Origin of the sequence: Herbaspirillum aquaticum (assembly GCF_002213425.1) — a bacterium.
Classification (GTDB): Bacteria; Pseudomonadota; Gammaproteobacteria; order Burkholderiales; family Burkholderiaceae_D; genus Herbaspirillum; species Herbaspirillum aquaticum.
Genome location: NZ_NJGV01000001.1, coordinates 65,876 through 82,152 on the forward strand (window position 1 = coordinate 65,876; position 16,277 = coordinate 82,152).

Here is a 16,277-nt window from a genome sequence, read left to right on the forward strand (position 1 = left end):
TTTCCTCATTTCTTCTGGTGGCTTAGTGGCTGCCTGCATTGGCCGACGGATTCAGGGGTGGCGGCAGGACATCGCCGGGACCGTTGTCCTTGCCCTTGGTTTCCCAGTAGTACTGGCCGGTATGCAGGCTGCTGGGCCCCAGGCGGGCGTACTTGACCATCAGGATCATCTCCACCACCAGCAGGAAGGTATAGAACAGGATGAACCCGGCCAGGCTGAAGTAGAGGCTGCCCGGCTGCAGCGAGGAGGCCGACAGGTGGGTCGGCAGGATGCCGGCAATGGTCCAGGGCTGGCGGCCGTATTCGGCCACGATCCAGCCGAGTTCGGCGGCGATCCACGGCAGCGGGATCGAGATCACGGCCAGGCGCAGCAGCCAGCGTTGCGGGGCCAGCTGCTTCTTGGCGAGGAACCAGAACGATGCCGAGAAGATGAACAGGAACAGGAAGCCCAGCGCCACCATGCCACGGAAGGACCAGAACAGCGGTGCGACCTTGGGGATGGTGTCGTTCACAGCCAGGCTGATCTGCTCGGGCGTCGCATCGACCACGTTGTTGGTGTACTTCTTCAATAGCAGACCGTAGCCCAGGTCCTTCTTGAGCTTGTCGAACTCGGCGCGCGCTTCGGGCGACTTGTCGCCGGACTTCAGCCGGGTCAGCGCGGCATAAGCCAGCATGCCGTTGCGGATGCGGACTTCATGCTCCTTCTTCAGGTCCTTGATGCCCAGCACCTGGGTGTCGGCCGAACGGGTGGCGATCAGGCCCAGCACATAGGGAATCTTGACCGCGTAGTCGGTGCGCTCTTCCTTGTCATTGGGCAGGCCGAACAGGGTCAGGCCGGCCGGGGCAGGGTGGGTGTCCCACTCGGCTTCGATGGCGGCCAGCTTGACCTTGTTGACTTCACCGGCGGTATAGCCCGATTCGTCGCCCAGCACGATCACCGACAAGGTCGCGGCCAGGCCGAAACCGGCCGCCACCGCGAAGGAGCGCAGCGCGAAGGCGGTATCACGTGCCTTCAGCAGGTACCAGGCGGAGACGCCCAGCACGAACATGGAGGCCGTCACGTAACCTGCCGCCACGGTGTGCACGAACTTGACTTGCGCCACCGGATTGAAGATCACGTCGGTCATGCTGACCAGTTCCATGCGCATGGTCTCGAAGTTGAATTCGGCGCCCACCGGATTGTTCATCCAGCCATTGGCAATCAGGATCCACAGCGCCGACAGGTTCGAGCCCAGCGCCACCAGCACGGTGACCACCAGGTGCTGCTTGCGCGAGAGCTTGTCCCAGCCGAAGAAGAACAGGCCGACGAAGGTCGATTCCATGAAGAAGGCCATCAGCCCTTCGATGGCCAGGGGCGTACCGAAGATGTCGCCCACGTAGTGCGAGTAATAGGACCAGTTGGTACCGAACTGGAATTCCAAGGTGATGCCGGTGGCCACGCCCATGGCGAAGTTGATGCCGAAGAGCTTGCCCCAGAAGCGGGTCATGTCCTTGTAGATCTGGTTGCCGGTCATGACATAGACCGACTCCATGATGACCAGGATCCAGGACAGGCCTAGCGTGAGGGGGACGAACAGGAAGTGATAGAGCGCCGTGACGGCAAACTGCAGCCGTGACAGCGAGACGACTTCATCGATGGGAACCATGTTGTGTTACTCCGTTTGTTGTGTGGCGGACAGGTCTTGGTGTTGATATGGCTGTTGTGCGGTGGCCGCCGGAGGTGTGGCGGAGGACAGCATGCGCTGCTCCACCCGCTGTACCGGCATCTGCATGTGCTTGGCTTCGGGATGGGCGAAGAAGGTCTTGGCCAGTACCGTGATGAGGGCGATCTTGACCACCAGCAGCAGGGTGATTTCCACCCCCAGCGGCAGCTGGGTCAGGCGTGGCCAGCGCCACGGGCGTTTGCGCAGGAATGATGCGGCTTGCATGCGGATTACTCCTTTTCGTTGCTGCTGCCGCCGACGCGGAACTTGTCGCGCACGTCCAGCAGCTTCTTGACCTTGGAACCCATCTTCATCAGCGACACCAGCGTCTCCGGTGAAAGACGCTGCACATCGTCGAACCAGGAACTGGAAAGTTCGATCAGTTCATACATCTCGCGCATGCGCTTTTGCACTTCCTTGTCGTCCTTGCTGCCAGGTGCTTCCAGCAGGGCGTCGCGCAGCATGGAGAGGGTCGGCTCGATCTCGCGTCGGCGGCGTTCTTCCAGCAGTACCTTGAAGATGTCCCAGATGTCGCCGGGCGGTTCGAAATATTCACGACGATCACCCGGTTTGTGCAGCAGCTTCACCAGACGCCAGGACTGCAATTCCTTGAGGCCCATGCTCACGTTGGAGCGCGAAAAACTGAGGTACTCGGCAATCTCGTCGGCATTGAGCGCGCGCCCGCAGATATAGAGCAGCGCATAGATCTGGCCCACGGTGCGATTGATGCCCCAGCGGCTGCCCATCTCGCCGAAATGGCTGATGAAACGCTGCATGAGCGGGCTGAGTACGTTGTTTTCCATGTCGAAGACTTTCGAAATTTCAGTAATTACTGAAATTTAAAACAATTGCTTGACCCATCGCAATGTCACGCACCTGTGTATTTGCTGATAACAGTTATCACGGATGAGAATGACGCGCGCCCGGCGCGGATGCGCGGGCGAGGGCCGTCGGCAGGCTCAGGGGCTGGCAGGGGTGAAGGCGCTTATTAACGTCTCTTCATGACGACATCGCGTCTTGTGGACTTCCCGGTTCCACAAGGACGCAGCCCTGTTCAGCATCGTGTTGCGCTGCATGAATGTATTTTCACGCTTTCCTACAAAGCCAGAAGGATTTGGCTGATAGAAAACCTGATGCGGATCAAATAAGGTGCAGTTGCAGCTCAGCCGTAGCGCGACAAAGTGCCGAAAACGACATTTTTGCCACTCTGCTGATGAAGTGCTGGGTGCAAGCGTCTGCCGGTTCCTTCATCCCGGTAGCGAGGGGCTGGCGGGCAGGGGTTGCCCGTGGCGCGCGCGCACGGCGTCCTCTTTTTCCAAGGGTGAATGTTTATGCTGGGTTTCGATTTCCGCGTGGCCAGGATCGTCTGGACCGTCTTCCTGGTGGCCTTGCTGCTCTATGTCACCTATACCATTTCGGCCACCGTGCTGGTGCTGGTGTTTGCCGTCTTCTTCAGTTACCTGGTCTATCCGCTGGTGGAGCAGGTCGAGCGCGTGCGCCCGGCCAAGGTGCCGCGGGCGGTCTCCATTGCGGTGGTGTTCGTGCTGGCCATCGGCATCGTGGCAGCGGTGGCGACCATCTTCGGCGCGCGCATCCAGGAGGAAGCCGTGCGCCTGTCCGAGCAACTGCCGGCGCTGCTGCGCTCCAATGATGCGGTTTCCAAGATTCCGCTGCCGGGCTTCGCCGAACCGCTGCGCGCCCGTATCCTGGGCTTCATCCGCGACCAGCTCGCCAACGGCACTGACCAGGCCATGCCGCTGGCCAAGCAGTTCGGCGTGGGGGTGATGCATGCGGCCAGCAACCTCATCTACCTGGTGCTGGTGCCGGTGATCAGTTTCCTGCTCATCAAGGAAGCGCCGGCCATGCGCGATGAAATCCTCTCCTGGATGAACCGTTCCAACCGCAAGCTGTGGGATGGCATCATCAAGGATCTCGACGTGCTGCTCTCGCGCTATGTGCGCGCGCTGCTGTTCCTCTCCATTGCCACCTTCGTCGCCTACAGCATCGCCTTCTCGCTCATGGGCGTGCCCTACGCCATGCTGCTGGCGGGCCTGGCGGCGGTGCTGGAATTCATTCCCTTTGCCGGTCCGCTGGCCGCCAGCGCGGCCGCCTTGGTGGTGGCCGGTTTCAGCGGCTATGACCACCTGCTGTGGCTGGTGGGCTTCATCGTGGCCTATCGGGTGTTCCAGGATTACGTACTGAATCCTTACCTGATGAGCGAGGGCGTGGAAGTGAGCCCGCTGATGGTGATCCTGGGCCTGCTGGCTGGCGACCAGCTGGGCGGGGTGGCGGGCATCTTCCTGTCGGTACCGGTGATGGCCGCCTTGAAGATCATCTTCACGCGCGCCTCGGCAGCCCAGAAGGCAAGACGTGCGGCCGAAGCCCGCGAGGCAGAACTGGCGGCCCAGGCTGCGCAGGAGGCCGTCAGTGCGGCGCAAGCGCCGGTCCCTGCACCGGCAGCGTTGCCGCCGACGGGAAGAACAGGCTGAAACGGATCCAGCCCGGCTGCGGACATTCGACCGCCGCCGTGCCGCGATGCAAGGCCATGATGGCCTTGACGATGGCCAGCCCCAGGCCGTTGGATTCGGTGAAGGCGCTGCGCGAACGGTCGCCGCGATAGAAACGGTCGAACATGCGCGCCATCGCATGGGGCGTGACGCCCTCGCAGCGGTTGTCCACCAGGATGCGGCTGCCGCTGGCGTCGCTCTCGGCCTGGATGCGGATGACGCCGTCAGCCTCGCCATAGCGCACGGCATTGATGACCAGGTTGTTCACCGCCCGGCGCCACATGTCGCGGTTGGCGTGGCAAATGCCTTGGGCCTGGAGTTCGAAGCGCAGGCCGCGTTCGTCGGCGATGCCTTCGAAGTAATCGGTCACCTTGCCCAATTCTTCATGCAGGTCCAGCGCGCTGCATTCCACGGCCAGCGTGGCATGGTCCGCTTGCGCCAGGAACAGGATGTTCTCGACGATGCGCGAGAGCCGCTGCAATTCCTCTACATTTGATTCGAGCAATTGTTCATATTCTTCCAGGCTGCGGCGCTGCCCCAGGGCGACCTGGCTCTGGCCCATCAGCACGTTGATGGGCGTGCGGATCTCGTGGGCCAGGTCGCCGGAGAATTGTGCCAGGTGGTCGTAGCCGGCTTCCAGCCGGTCCAGCATGGCATTGAAGGAGAGCGCCACGCGGCGCAGTTCGGAGGGCATGCCGTCCTGCTCCAGGCGGGTGGAGAGGCGGTCTGGCGTGATCTGGGCGGCGCGCTGGCTCATCGCTTCCAGCGGCTGCAGCCCGCGCCGCAGCAGCAGGAATCCCAGGACCGAAGTGAGCAGGATGGCCGCACCGGCCGCACCGGCGATGCGCCAGCGATAGCTGTGCATCATGCGGCTTTCCTGCACCATCACATAGGCGGCCACGATCTCCACGCGGTCGCCGCCTGCGCCACCCTTGCCCACATCAGCCAGCGCCGAGACCCAGCGCACCTTCACGCCATCCGGGCGAACACTGGTCTGCAGGCTGGCCGAGCTGACCGGGCGGCCTACCGGCAGCGGAGTCATGTCAGGTGGCTGCAGGTGGTCGGGATTGCTCTGGATGAAGGGAGCTTCACCCTGACGGCGAAAGATGCGCACATCCTGTTCATTGCCCATCATGCTTTCGAAGAGGGCCGGACGCTGCTCCATCTGCTCGACGTTGTAGAGGTCGTGCATCAGGTTGCGGAAGTGTTCCACGCGCCCGATCAGGGCCTGGTCGGCGCGCTGCGAGAGGGCGACCCCGGCCGCCCGATCCAGGTAGAAGCCCAGGCCGGTGACCACCAGCGCAGTCATCAGCGCGAACAGGGCGGTGACGCGGGAAGTCAGGGTCCAGCCGCGCACGGGTGTGGCAACGGTGTTCATGGGTTTTCCGAGAACATGTAGCCGACGCTGCGTACGGTGTGGATCAGTTTTTTCTCGAAGGGCGCATCGATCTTGGCGCGCAGGCGCTTGATGGCGACGTCGACCACGTTGGTGTCGCTGTCAAAGTTCATATCCCAGATCTGCGAGGCGATCACGGTGCGCGACAGCGCTTCGCCCTGGCGCTTGATGAGCAGGTGCAGCAGCATGAATTCCTTGTTGGTCAGGGCGATATGGATGCCCTGGCGCGTGACCTTGTGGCGCACGTGGTCCAGCTGCAGGTCGGCGATCTCATAGACCTCAGCCTCGCGCGTGACGCCCCGGCGCAGCAGGGTGCGGATGCGCAGCACCAGTTCAGTGAAGGAAAAGGGTTTGACCAGGTAGTCATCCGCCCCCAGCTGCAGGCCGCGGATACGGTCTTCCACCTGGTCCTTGGCGGTCAGGAAGAGCACCGGCAGGTCGCGCTTGCTGCGCAGCGCGCTCATGACTTGCCAGCCGTCCAGGCCGGGCAGCATCACGTCCAGCACCACCAGGTCGTAATCCTGTTCCAGTGCCATGTGCAGGCCGTCACTGCCGGTACGGGCAAGGTCGACGGCATAGCCGGATTCGCGCAAGCCTTTGCGCAGGTAGTCACCGGTCTTGGGGTCGTCTTCGATTACCAGGATGGCCATGCTGTGGGGAACCGTGTGAGGTGGAATTGACGTGAAGTGCCGCTGCAAAGGCGGCACGGATCGGAGAGAATGATCCGGAAAATGCACTCGATTCTAGCAATGGAGGGATTTTTCTTCATGACAAAATTGTCATCAAAATGCCACCCGGGCGTCACCGCGCCGCTTTTACCATGGCATCTCATCGGCGAGGTCCAGGCCTTGCCTCCGCTTTGCATCCATTTCCTTTTTTGCCGGAGCGCACCATGCTGATCAAGATTCGTCCCGACCAGATTGATATCCCGACCGCCTCCGAGATCACCCCGCGTGATCTCTACCTGTCGCGCCGCAGCTTCATGGCGCGCGTGGCGGCCGGTGCCGCGCTGGCCGGCGGCATGGGCGCGCTGCCGCAAGCCTTCGCCCAGCAGGGCAGGAAGTTGCCGGCCCAGCTCAATAACGCCTTCGCGGTCATGGACAAGCAGACCGCCTACAAGGACGCCACCAGCTACAACAACTACTACGAATTCGGTACCGACAAGGCCGATCCGGCCAAGAATGCCGGCACCCTGAAAACCAGCCCCTGGACCATCGACATCGAAGGCGAGGTCAAGAAGCCCATGACCCTGGACCTGGATGCCCTGACCAAGCTGGCCCCGCTGGAAGAGCGCATCTACCGCATGCGCTGTGTGGAAGGCTGGTCGATGGTGATCCCCTGGATTGGCTATTCGCTGTCGGCCCTGATCAAGAAGGCCGAACCCACCGGCAACGCCAAGTATGTCGAATTCGTCACCCTGGCCGACAAGAAGCAGATGCCGGGCCTGTCCACCCCCATCCTGAACTGGCCGTATCGTGAAGGTTTGCGCATGGACGAAGCCAATCACCCGCTCACCCTGCTGACCCTGGGCATGTACGGTGAGGTGCTGCCCAACCAGAACGGTGCGCCGGTGCGCATCATCGTGCCCTGGAAGTATGGTTTCAAGTCGGCCAAGTCCATCGTCAAGATCCGTTTCGTCAAGGACGAGCCCAAGACCGCCTGGAATCTCTACGCCCCGCAGGAATACGGCTTCTACTCCAACGTCAACCCCAACGTGGACCACCCGCGCTGGTCGCAGGCCACCGAGCGCCGCATCGGTGAGGACGGCTTCTTCGCGCCCAAGCGCAAGACGCTGATGTTCAACGGATACAACGACGTGGCCAGCCTCTATACCGGCATGGACCTGCGCAAGTTCTTCTGAAGATCGGATCAGGCATGCAGCTCGCTCCGGCCGCCTTGCGCAATCTCAAGCCACGCTCCGTGACGGGGCTGTGGTGGCTGTTCCTGGTCCTGGCCTTCGTTCCGCTGGTGCGGCTGGTGGTGCTGGGCTTTACCGGCGGGCTGGGAGCCAATCCGCTGGAGTTCATCACCCACAGCACCGGCGACTGGACCTTGTACCTGTTCTGCATCACCCTGGCGGTCACGCCCCTGCGCAAGATCACCGGGCTGAACTGGCTGGTGCGCATGCGCCGCATGCTGGGGCTGATGGCCTTTCTCTATCTGTGCCTGCACTTCACGACCTTCGTCTGGTTCGATCACTTCTTCGACCTGGGCGAGATCTGGAAGGACATCGTCAAGCGGCCCTTCATCACCGTGGGCGTGCTGGCGCTGCTGCTGTCGATCCCGCTGGCCATCACCAGTACCAACGGCATGGTGCGTCGCCTGGGCGGCAAGCGCTGGCAGGCGCTGCACCGGCTGGTCTATGTGATCGTGCCGCTGGGCGTGCTGCACTACTGGTGGGACAAGGCCGGCAAGAACCTGATCGCCCAGCCCCTGCTGTTTGCCGTGCTGGTCGGGGTGATGCTCGCTGTGCGCCTGCTGTGGCGGCGCAGCGGCGCATCGAGCACGGCGGGAAAGCCCGTGCGACGCTGAATGCTTCACATCCTGTACGTTTGAACTGATCGTTCTCACCGATTTTCTGATTTTTTCCTGCCTTGTCGGAGCCTGCCATGTCCCTGTTCAAACCTGCCGTCCTGGCCTCAGCGGCCAGCCTTTGCCTGGCGCTGGCCTGTGCATCCACCTTCGCTGCCGAAGCGGCGGTCGCCGTGCCCGCGCCGAGCGGCAAGGCGGTGCTGGCCTCCACTGCCAACATGGCCACCGTGGTCCTCGCCGGTGGCTGCTTCTGGGGTGTGCAGGGGGTGTTCCAGCATACCCAGGGCGTGTTGCAGGCGGTCTCCGGCTATGCCGGCGGCAAGGCCGATTCGGCTACCTATTCCATGGTCAGTTCCGGGACCACCGGCCACGCTGAAGCGGTGCAGGTGACCTACGATCCGCGCAAGATCTCGTACGGCCAGATCCTGCAGATCTATTTTTCGGTGGCGCATGACCCGACCCAGCTCAATCGCCAGGGCCCGGACCATGGCACGCAATACCGTTCGGCCATCTTCACCGCCAGCGACGAACAGGCCCAGGCCACCCGGGCCTACATCGCCCAGATCAATGCCGCCAAGGTCTTCAGCGCCCCCATCGTGACCCAGGTGACGCCGCTGCAAGGCTTCTACCGGGCCGAGGATTACCATCAGGACTACGCTACCCTGCATCCGAACCAGCCCTACATCGCCTACAACGACCTGCCCAAGATCAGCAACCTGCAGAAGATGTACCCGGCCATCTATCGCGCCGATCCGGTGCTGGTGTTCAAGCGCTGACGCAGTGCCCCGGCAGGGATGAGACAATAGGCGGGTTTGTCTCATCCCGCCCGCCATGAACGCCACTGACACCCTGCGCCTCGCGCTCGACCATTTCCATCAGGATGACTACGCCGCCGCCGAGCAATTGCTCTTCGGCCTGCTGGAGACCCATCCGCGCCACAAGGATGCGCTGCAGCTGCTGGGCAGCGTGGCGGCCGCGCAAGGACGTTTCGAGGAAGCAGCCCTGGCCTGGCAGCAGGCCTTGCCACTGGTCGACCCCCACAGCGACGAAGCCCTGGCCCTGCGCTATCGCTTGGGCCGCGCCTTCTACGAGCAGGGGCGACATGAAGACAGCTTCCTGCTCTATCGCGACCTGATCGAAGCAGGGCATGAGCGCCCCGAATTCTTCGTCGCTGCCGCTGCCGCCTTGCAGGGCCTGTCGCCTTCCGGGAAGAACGATGGGCAGGCGCTGGCCTTGCTGGAGGAGGCACTGCGGCGCAATCCCGATGTTCCCGATACCTGGCACCGCAAGGCTCGGCTGCATGAGCGCGCCGGCCAGTGGGAAGCCGCCCGCGAATGCCTGCGCCAGGTGCTGCTGCGCTTCGACCAGCGGGCGCAATACTGGCTGGATGCTGGGCTGATCGAACATGCCATGGGGGAATACGAGGAAGCGCTGCGCTACTACGACCGCGCCCTCATCCTCGATCCCGACCTGGTGGATGCCCACGTCAGCCGCGGCACTACGCTGGCGCGCCTGCGCGACCACGAGGAAGCCATCGACAGCTTCCGCCGCGCCCTGCGCATGGACGCCGGCGACGCCGATGCCCACGTCAACCTGGCGCTGTCACTGCTGGCGCTCGGCCAGCTGGAAGAAGCCTGGCCGCTCTACGAATGGCGCTGGGAAGGACGCGGTGCCGATCCTTATCGCCATGCCGCCATCCCGCCCTGGAACGGCGGCAGCTCGCTGTCCGGCAAACGCATCCTGCTGTGGGCCGAACAGGGGCAGGGCGATACCATCCAGTTCAGTCGCTATGTGCTGCAGATGGTGGAGGCGGGGGCCGAGGTGGTGTTCGAGGTTCCGGAAAGTTTGTTCACCTTGATGCAGGGCTTGCCAGTGGCCGGGCGCATTCAACTGGTGGCCACCGGGGCGGTCTTGCCCGAAGTCGACTATCAACTGCCGCTGATGAGCCTGCCGCTGGTGTGCAATACGGCGATGGACAAGATCCCGGCACCGGTACCCTACCTGAACGTTCATACCGACCTGAAGCGGCAGTGGGAGCGGCGCCTCGATGCGATTGCACCGCGCGCGGCGGCGCAGGTGCGCGTGGGCATCATCTGCTCCGGCAACCCCGGAAACGTCAACGATGCGCGCCGGTCCATCGCGCTGGAGCGCTTTGCTGAACTGGCGAAGGCGCGTGAGGAGGTGTCCTTCTTCATCATCCAGCCCGATCTGCGCCCGGCCGATGCGCAATGGCTGCAGCAGGCCGGACCGCAGTGGCATGCCGTCGGGGAGGGCATTGGCGATTTCGCCGATACGGCCGCAGCGCTGTCCTGCATGGACCTGGTCATCAGCGTCGATACGGCGGCGGCCCACCTGGCCGGCGCGCTCGGCCTGCCCGTCTGGATCGCCTTGCCCCATGCGCCGGACTGGCGCTGGTTCCTGCAGCGCCACGACTCGCCCTGGTATCCGACTGCACGGCTGTTCCGCCAGCAGCGGGCGGGCGACTGGGGCGAGGTCATCACCACCCTGCGCGCCGCCCTGGTGGTAGCGGCGTTTTCTTCCTGAGGGGCAGCGCACCCGCCGCCGCCCTGCCGGCTGCAGACGTTCTTGGCAGGGTCTGCAGCTGTTCTTTATTAATCTTTGTAGCAATTCTCGAATTTCTTCGAGGGTATATGAAGATTTCCGCACCAAGGGACAATTAATTCCCTGGTGTCCTTTCCGCGATCATCCAAGCCAATTCTCGTCTCCCGTCATCGCAGCTGGCCCGCTGTGCTGCCGCCTTTGCGGCTGCTGTCCGGCCAGTGTGCAGTTGTGTGAAGCCCGGCGCCCGGCGCCGTCTTCCCGCCTGCCGCGAGACCTTCCCCCTGGGCGAGATCCAACCTGAAATGAGCGCAGATGAACCACATTCCTTCCCCCGGCCGCGCGCGCGTCCCGCTGTCTTCCCCGATCCTGCCGTATCAGCGCTGGCGTAGCCGGCTGCTTGCGGTGATGGCGGCTTCCCTGGGGGTGCTGAGCCTGCCGGCCGGTGCCGTGACCCTGGGCGAGCTGGTCAAGCAGGCCGCCTTCAACAACCCTTCTGCGGTTGCACGTCAACGCGCCGTCGACGCCGCCGCCGAGGGCATCTCGTCGGCCCGGTGGCAATTCTTCCCCACGCCATCGATGTCGGTCGAACGCGCGGGCGTGACCAGTTCGCGCGACATTTCTTACAGCGGCGACGACACCGTGCTCACCCTGCGCTTGCAGCAGACCCTGTGGTCAGGCGGCCGGCTGACGGCCCAGCTGGAACAGGCCGGGTTCAACCACGAGTCTGCCGAGGAAGCCCTGCGTGAACAGCGCTTCCGCCTGGCCGAGCAGGTCATTTCGCAATACAGCCTGTGGGTACGTTCGGACCTGGCCACGGAAGCCAACCAGAAGAACCTGAAGGCGCTGGAAGACTTCCTCGCACAGAGCCAGCGCCGCGAGAAGGAGGGCGCTGCGGCGCGGGTCGACGTGACCCTGGTGCGGGGCCGCCGCGACCAGGCCCAGACCGATCTGCTGGCCTCCAAGGCCAGCCGCCAGTCGGCGCGACTGCAGCTGGAACAGCTGGTGGGCCTGCCCCTGAGTGATGAAGAACTGCGCGCCGATGTGAACCGGATGAAAGTCAATGACGACCTCCCCGCGCTGACCGACAGCATGCTTCAGAGCAGCCCGTTGCTCAAGCGCCTGCGGGCCGATGCCAAGGTGCAGGAGGCAGCCATCCAGATCCGCAGCGCCTCCTACTGGCCGGAAGTCTATGCCCGCCTGGAGCACCAGCGCGGCAATTTCAGCGTGCCCCACACACCCAACGCCAACCGCGCCTTCATCGGCATGCAGATGCAGCTGGGCGCCGGGCTTTCGCTGGGTTCCGAGGTCTCCGCTGCCAAGGGACGCTATCAAGCAGCCTTGCTGGCGGTGGATGCCGCGCGGCTGGAGCTGATCTCGCAGATCGCTGCGACCTACACCGAATACCAGCAGGCCGAGGCGCGTTCGCGCAACCTGGAAGAGGTCAGCCTGTCGGCCGACGAGGTGCTGGCGTCTTATACGCGCCAGTATCTCTCCGGCCGGCGCTCCTGGCTGGACGTCATGAATGCCGTGCGCGAAGTGGTGCAGACCGAACTGCAGAAGGCCGACGTCACCGCCATGATCATCGCCGACGGCCGCAAGCTGCAACTATGGGCTTACGGGCTGGACCAGGTGCGCTGAGGCGATCCTGACCAGGGGGAAGGGTGCCACCGCGGGCGCCCTCATGTCGCTGTGGCGAGAATGAACATGAACAAAAAAGCGCATTTCAAGCGCGCCATCCAGCGCAATGAATTCATCGTCGTCTATCAGCCCATCGTGGCGCTGGCCGATGGCAGCTGCACGGGGGCCGAGGTGCTGGTCCGCTGGCAGCGCGAAGATGGTGCGCTGCTGGGGCCGGACCGTTTCTTGCCGGATGCCCAGCGTCATGGCTACCTGGCGGCCATCACCGACCTGGTGCTGGCGCAGACCCTCGCCGACATGGCGCCGATCCTGCGCAGCCATCCTGGGCTGCATGTGGCGGTGAATATCCCGGCGCAGGACATCAACAGCGGACGCATCCTGAAGGTGATCGAGCACCACCTGGCCGGGGCCAGCGTCGCGCCGCGCCAGCTCTGGCTGGAAATCACCGAGGGCAGCAGCATGGAGACCGCCGCCTGCAGAAGCGTCATGGAACAGTTGCGGCGCAACGGACATCTGCTCGCCCTGGATGATTTCGGCACGGGATATTCCTCCCTGCGCTACCTGCACGAATTGCCCTGCGACGTCCTCAAGCTGGATCGTTCCTTTGTGACCAGCATCGGTACCGAACTGCCACCGCATCCGGTGCTCGGCTGCATCATCGACCTGGCGCGCAAGCTCAAGCTGAAGATCGTGGCAGAAGGAGTGGAAACGGCGGCGCAGGCGCGCTATCTGGAAAAGCAAGCCGTCGACTACGCCCAGGGATGGCACTACGCGCGGCCCATGCTGGCAGCCGAATTTGCCCGTCATTGCGGGATCCACGCTTTGCTGTCTTCAGCTCCTGCGGCGCCGGCGGTGCAGGGTGGGCCGCTGTCGGTCCTGGCGCTGGACCCGTTGGCGGCCCCTGTCTCAGCAGACTGATGTCGGCGGCCTGGGCGGTGCGGTCAGGCGGCGGTGCGAGCCGGTTTCTTCTTGCGGATGAGTCTTCCTTTTGCGTTGCTTACGTGTTTCCGAAACGCGCTGGAAACTAATGCTGTAGATGTCATCCGATTCCCCCACCATCGGACAATATTTAATCTTCAATTTGTTAGATAAAGTGGTTCCCGCGTCGCTGTTCATGGTCTAGCAGAGACGCTGTCACCAGTGCTGACTGCCTGTCGGATAATCAGGTGGCGAATGGCAACAAGCTCCCCTCGAATGCAATTTTGTTCGAGGGGAGTTTTATTTTTAAAGCATTGGTTTTAAAAGAATTTTATTGATTGGTGCCTTCCTTTGATCTGTGGGAAAGAAGAGGTCTTCATTTCTCTTCAACGACAAGAAGTCCGCGCGTCATTTCCTTCCTCTCAGATTTCATCGTGGTTCAGAAAGATTCGTCATTTACTTAGTTTTCTGGTGCGATGAAATATTTCCAAAATGAACTAAAGGACAATTAAAAATTTCTATATTTTCAAAGATCATGTGCCTCATTGACGATCTGCCGCAGCGCCTGAATCCGGACTTGATCTCCCTCGGTTTTGCCCGTTTCTGCCGCATGGCGAAGCACCAACGTTGACGTGATTCTGGTCGTTTCCGATATCGCGTCACGCATCGTCCCAGGGGTTTCCTCCCGCTTTTCGCTCTCACTGTCGGTCAAGCCGAGTACGTCCGAAGACGCGCCATCGACAGTCCTTCCCGAGAAGGAAGGCCGATCGTCGCTACTGATATCAAACCAAACGAATCGCCATGAGAATGAATCTTCCTCCCCGTTCCAGTTCTCCGCCTCTTGCCGCTATCGAGGTCGTGGCTGGTGTCGCCACCCTGCAGGCCAGCTGCCTATTCCGCCTGGCAGGAGGCTTGCAATGAGTGAACTGGCTTCTTCCCTCTCATGGGCCGTGACGACCGCAGCACGGCGCCACGGCGTGGTGATCGACAGCGTCCGGCTCAATGCCGCCATCACGCAAGCGATGGTCAAGAATGGCGTGGCGGCGATGGACATCAACAGCCTCTGTGCTGCCCTGGGCCTGCCCAAGTCGCAGCATCTGGCCAAGCCGGACCGCGCGCAGCTGCCCATGCTGGGGGTGGTGGGCGAACGTGGCTGGGGCGTGATCGTCGACCAGCGTCCGGATGGACGCTGGATCTTCATCAGTGAAGAGGGCCATGCCCTGGTCAGCGACAGCGAACTGGGGGAGGGCGCTTACAAGCTCGATTTCTCTGCCCTCGGCAACAAGCCGGACCAGCACGGCTTTGAACGCGTCTTCAAGGAAGCACTCGCCGAGTACCGGCCCATTCTCCTGGAAGTGGTCATCGCCTCGGTGGTGATGAGCGTCATTGCGCTGGGCGCATCGATCTTTTCCATGCAGGTCTATGACCGCGTCATTCCGACGCACGGTGTGGCCACGCTGATCGTGCTGGCCATCGGCGTCTCGCTGGCCATCATTTTCGAGCTGGGCATGAAGTTCGCGCGCTCCCACATCATGGACAACGTGGTCTCCGGCCTCGATGCCAAGCTGTCGCAGGCGCTCTTCGAACGCTTGCTGTCGGTTCGCGTGGACCAGTTGCCAGGTTCGGTCGGCAGCCTGGCCGGGCAGTTGCGCGGATATGAACAAATCCGCTCCTTCTATACTTCACAAACGCTCTTCACCCTGGTCGACTTGCCGCTGGGCCTGCTGTTCGTGCTGGTGATCGCCTTCATCGCCAGCCCCTGGATGGCGATGGTGCCGACCGTATTCGGGCTGGCCGCCATCGGCATCGGCTACCTCTCCAATCGCAAGGTGGTGCGCCTGGCCGACAAGAGCGCGGCCGCCTCCAACCTCAAGACCGGCCTGCTGGTGGAGACGGTGGAGGGGGTGGAGACCATCAAGTCCGGTTCCGGCGGCTGGAAGTTCCTCTCGCGCTGGATCGACGTGAGCGCCGAATCCATCCGCAGCGACATGGCCATGCGCGCCATTGGCGACCATGCCGGCTACATCGCTGCCATGTTGCAGCAACTGAGCTATTCCACCACCGTCATCGTCGGTTCCTTCCTGGTCATCAACGGCCAGATCACCATGGGGGCGCTGATCGCCTGCTCCATCCTGGGCGGCCGCATTTTGGCCCCGGTGGCCATGATTCCCGGCCTGATGGTGCAGCGTGCGCATACCAAGGCCACCCTGGCCGGACTGGAAAAGATCTACGCGCTGCAGACTGACCAGGGCAATGAACGCCAGTTGACGCCAGATACCTTGCGCGGCGAATTCCGCGTCGAAGAGGTCAAGTTCACCTATGCCGGCAGCCTGCTCAATGCCATGAGCATCGACCAGCTCAGCATCAAGGCCGGCGAGCGGGTCGCCATCCTGGGACCGATCGGCGCCGGCAAGTCCACCATCCTGCGCCTGCTGTCCGGTCTTTACCGGCCGCAGCAAGGCCGCATCCTGATCGATGGCCTGGACATGGCCAACATCAACCGCCTGACGCTGAACCAGCACATCGGCTATCTCCAGCAAGACCACCGCCTCTTCGTGGGCAGCTTGCGCGAGAACCTCCTGATCGGCCTGCCCGATCCGGGTGACGAAGTCCTGCGCCAGGTGATGGAGCGGACCGGCCTGTTGCGCCTGGTCTCGGCCCATCCCAAGGGACTGGACCTGCCGATCCAGGAGGGCGGACGCGGCCTCTCCGGCGGCCAGCGCCAGCTGGTGGCGTTCACCCGCCTGCTGCTGTGCCGTCCTGACATCTTCCTGCTCGACGAGCCCACCGCATCCATGGATGAAGAACTGGAGCGTCACTGCCTGGGCGTGCTCAATGAAGAAATCAGCGGTGGCCGCACCCTGGTGGTAGTGACCCACAAGCCTGCCTTCCTGCCCATGGTCGAACGCGTGATCGTGGTGGTGGGCAACCGCATCGTGCTCGACGGCCCGCGCGATGCCGTCCTGGCCCGTCTGCGCGGTGATACCGCCGATGCGGGCAATGCCGTCGTCAGCTGAGGCCC

Annotated in this window: 13 protein-coding genes; 8 read left to right on the forward strand and 5 right to left on the reverse strand. The window is 62.9% G+C overall.

What is annotated here, in order from left to right:
- Positions 1 to 22: 22 nt before the first annotated feature.
- Genes CEJ45_RS00345 through CEJ45_RS00355 form a run of 3 tightly spaced genes read right to left on the reverse strand, consistent with a single transcriptional unit; the run spans position 23 to position 2,505 of the window.
- On the reverse strand, positions 23 to 1,645 hold the full coding sequence (locus tag CEJ45_RS00345; protein WP_088753291.1) for a cytochrome ubiquinol oxidase subunit I: 1,623 nt from the start codon (positions 1,643 to 1,645) through the stop codon (positions 23 to 25).
- Between the two features lie 6 nt (positions 1,646 to 1,651).
- A complete protein-coding gene (gene cydP / locus CEJ45_RS00350; RefSeq protein ID WP_088753292.1) occupies positions 1,652 to 1,927 on the reverse strand; it encodes a cytochrome oxidase putative small subunit CydP in 276 nt (91 codons plus the stop codon).
- A 5-nt stretch (positions 1,928 to 1,932) separates the two neighbouring features.
- Positions 1,933 to 2,505, reverse strand: a complete 573-nt coding sequence (locus CEJ45_RS00355; protein ID WP_088753293.1) for a GbsR/MarR family transcriptional regulator — start codon at positions 2,503 to 2,505, stop codon at positions 1,933 to 1,935.
- Between the two features lie 528 nt (positions 2,506 to 3,033).
- Here CEJ45_RS00355 and CEJ45_RS00360 point away from each other — a divergent pair.
- The gene (locus tag CEJ45_RS00360; RefSeq protein WP_088753294.1) at positions 3,034 to 4,191 is read left to right on the forward strand and encodes an AI-2E family transporter; all 1,158 of its coding nucleotides are present in this window, start codon (positions 3,034 to 3,036) and stop codon (positions 4,189 to 4,191) included.
- Here CEJ45_RS00360 and CEJ45_RS00365 read toward each other — a convergent pair.
- Positions 4,127 to 5,587, reverse strand: coding sequence for a heavy metal sensor histidine kinase (locus CEJ45_RS00365; protein ID WP_088753295.1), 1,461 nt, complete (start codon positions 5,585 to 5,587; stop codon positions 4,127 to 4,129). The genes CEJ45_RS00360 and CEJ45_RS00365 overlap by 65 nt on opposite strands.
- A complete protein-coding gene (locus CEJ45_RS00370) occupies positions 5,584 to 6,255 on the reverse strand; it encodes a heavy metal response regulator transcription factor (protein WP_034334018.1) in 672 nt (223 codons plus the stop codon). The genes CEJ45_RS00365 and CEJ45_RS00370 overlap by 4 nt, the downstream gene beginning before the upstream one ends.
- A 242-nt stretch (positions 6,256 to 6,497) precedes the next feature.
- On the opposite strand from CEJ45_RS00370, the gene msrP reads away from it, so the two are divergent.
- The 7 genes from msrP (at position 6,498) to CEJ45_RS00405 (ending at position 16,272) form a co-directional block, all read left to right on the forward strand.
- Complete coding sequence (msrP, locus tag CEJ45_RS00375; RefSeq protein ID WP_088753296.1) at positions 6,498 to 7,466, forward strand: protein-methionine-sulfoxide reductase catalytic subunit MsrP; 969 nt, start codon at positions 6,498 to 6,500, stop codon at positions 7,464 to 7,466.
- A 14-nt stretch (positions 7,467 to 7,480) separates the two neighbouring features.
- On the forward strand, positions 7,481 to 8,137 hold the full coding sequence (locus CEJ45_RS00380; RefSeq protein WP_187697613.1) for a protein-methionine-sulfoxide reductase heme-binding subunit MsrQ: 657 nt from the start codon (positions 7,481 to 7,483) through the stop codon (positions 8,135 to 8,137).
- 77 nt (positions 8,138 to 8,214) lie between these two features.
- The gene (gene msrA / locus CEJ45_RS00385; protein WP_088753298.1) at positions 8,215 to 8,913 is read left to right on the forward strand and encodes a peptide-methionine (S)-S-oxide reductase MsrA; all 699 of its coding nucleotides are present in this window, start codon (positions 8,215 to 8,217) and stop codon (positions 8,911 to 8,913) included.
- A gap of 55 nt (positions 8,914 to 8,968) precedes the next feature.
- Entirely contained in the window at positions 8,969 to 10,681 is a 1,713-nt protein-coding gene (locus tag CEJ45_RS00390) for a tetratricopeptide repeat protein (protein ID WP_088753299.1), read from the forward strand.
- A 330-nt stretch (positions 10,682 to 11,011) separates the two neighbouring features.
- Complete coding sequence (locus tag CEJ45_RS00395) at positions 11,012 to 12,337, forward strand: TolC family protein (protein ID WP_154133592.1); 1,326 nt, start codon at positions 11,012 to 11,014, stop codon at positions 12,335 to 12,337.
- A 66-nt stretch (positions 12,338 to 12,403) separates the two neighbouring features.
- Positions 12,404 to 13,255, forward strand: coding sequence for an EAL domain-containing protein (locus tag CEJ45_RS00400; RefSeq protein ID WP_088753300.1), 852 nt, complete (start codon positions 12,404 to 12,406; stop codon positions 13,253 to 13,255).
- 917 nt (positions 13,256 to 14,172) lie between these two features.
- Positions 14,173 to 16,272 (forward strand): ATP-binding cassette domain-containing protein, encoded by a 2,100-nt coding sequence (locus tag CEJ45_RS00405; protein WP_088753301.1) that lies wholly within the window; start codon positions 14,173 to 14,175, stop codon positions 16,270 to 16,272.
- Positions 16,273 to 16,277 lie beyond the last annotated feature (5 nt).

Bases quoted from the DNA above. Each gene is read 5' to 3' on its own strand.
- CEJ45_RS00345 (WP_088753291.1), bottom strand. From the start codon at position 1,645: ATGGTTCCCATCGATGAAGTCGTCTCGCTGTCACGGCTGCAGTTTGCC.
- cydP (WP_088753292.1), bottom strand. From the start codon at position 1,927: ATGCAAGCCGCATCATTCCTGCGCAAACGCCCGTGGCGCTGGCCACGC.
- CEJ45_RS00355 (WP_088753293.1), bottom strand. From the start codon at position 2,505: ATGGAAAACAACGTACTCAGCCCGCTCATGCAGCGTTTCATCAGCCAT.
- CEJ45_RS00360 (WP_088753294.1), top strand. From the start codon at position 3,034: ATGCTGGGTTTCGATTTCCGCGTGGCCAGGATCGTCTGGACCGTCTTC.
- CEJ45_RS00365 (WP_088753295.1), bottom strand. From the start codon at position 5,587: ATGAACACCGTTGCCACACCCGTGCGCGGCTGGACCCTGACTTCCCGC.
- CEJ45_RS00370 (WP_034334018.1), bottom strand. From the start codon at position 6,255: ATGGCCATCCTGGTAATCGAAGACGACCCCAAGACCGGTGACTACCTG.
- msrP (WP_088753296.1), top strand. From the start codon at position 6,498: ATGCTGATCAAGATTCGTCCCGACCAGATTGATATCCCGACCGCCTCC.
- CEJ45_RS00380 (WP_187697613.1), top strand. From the start codon at position 7,481: ATGCAGCTCGCTCCGGCCGCCTTGCGCAATCTCAAGCCACGCTCCGTG.
- msrA (WP_088753298.1), top strand. From the start codon at position 8,215: ATGTCCCTGTTCAAACCTGCCGTCCTGGCCTCAGCGGCCAGCCTTTGC.
- CEJ45_RS00390 (WP_088753299.1), top strand. From the start codon at position 8,969: ATGAACGCCACTGACACCCTGCGCCTCGCGCTCGACCATTTCCATCAG.
- CEJ45_RS00395 (WP_154133592.1), top strand. From the start codon at position 11,012: ATGAACCACATTCCTTCCCCCGGCCGCGCGCGCGTCCCGCTGTCTTCC.
- CEJ45_RS00400 (WP_088753300.1), top strand. From the start codon at position 12,404: ATGAACAAAAAAGCGCATTTCAAGCGCGCCATCCAGCGCAATGAATTC.
- CEJ45_RS00405 (WP_088753301.1), top strand. From the start codon at position 14,173: ATGAGTGAACTGGCTTCTTCCCTCTCATGGGCCGTGACGACCGCAGCA.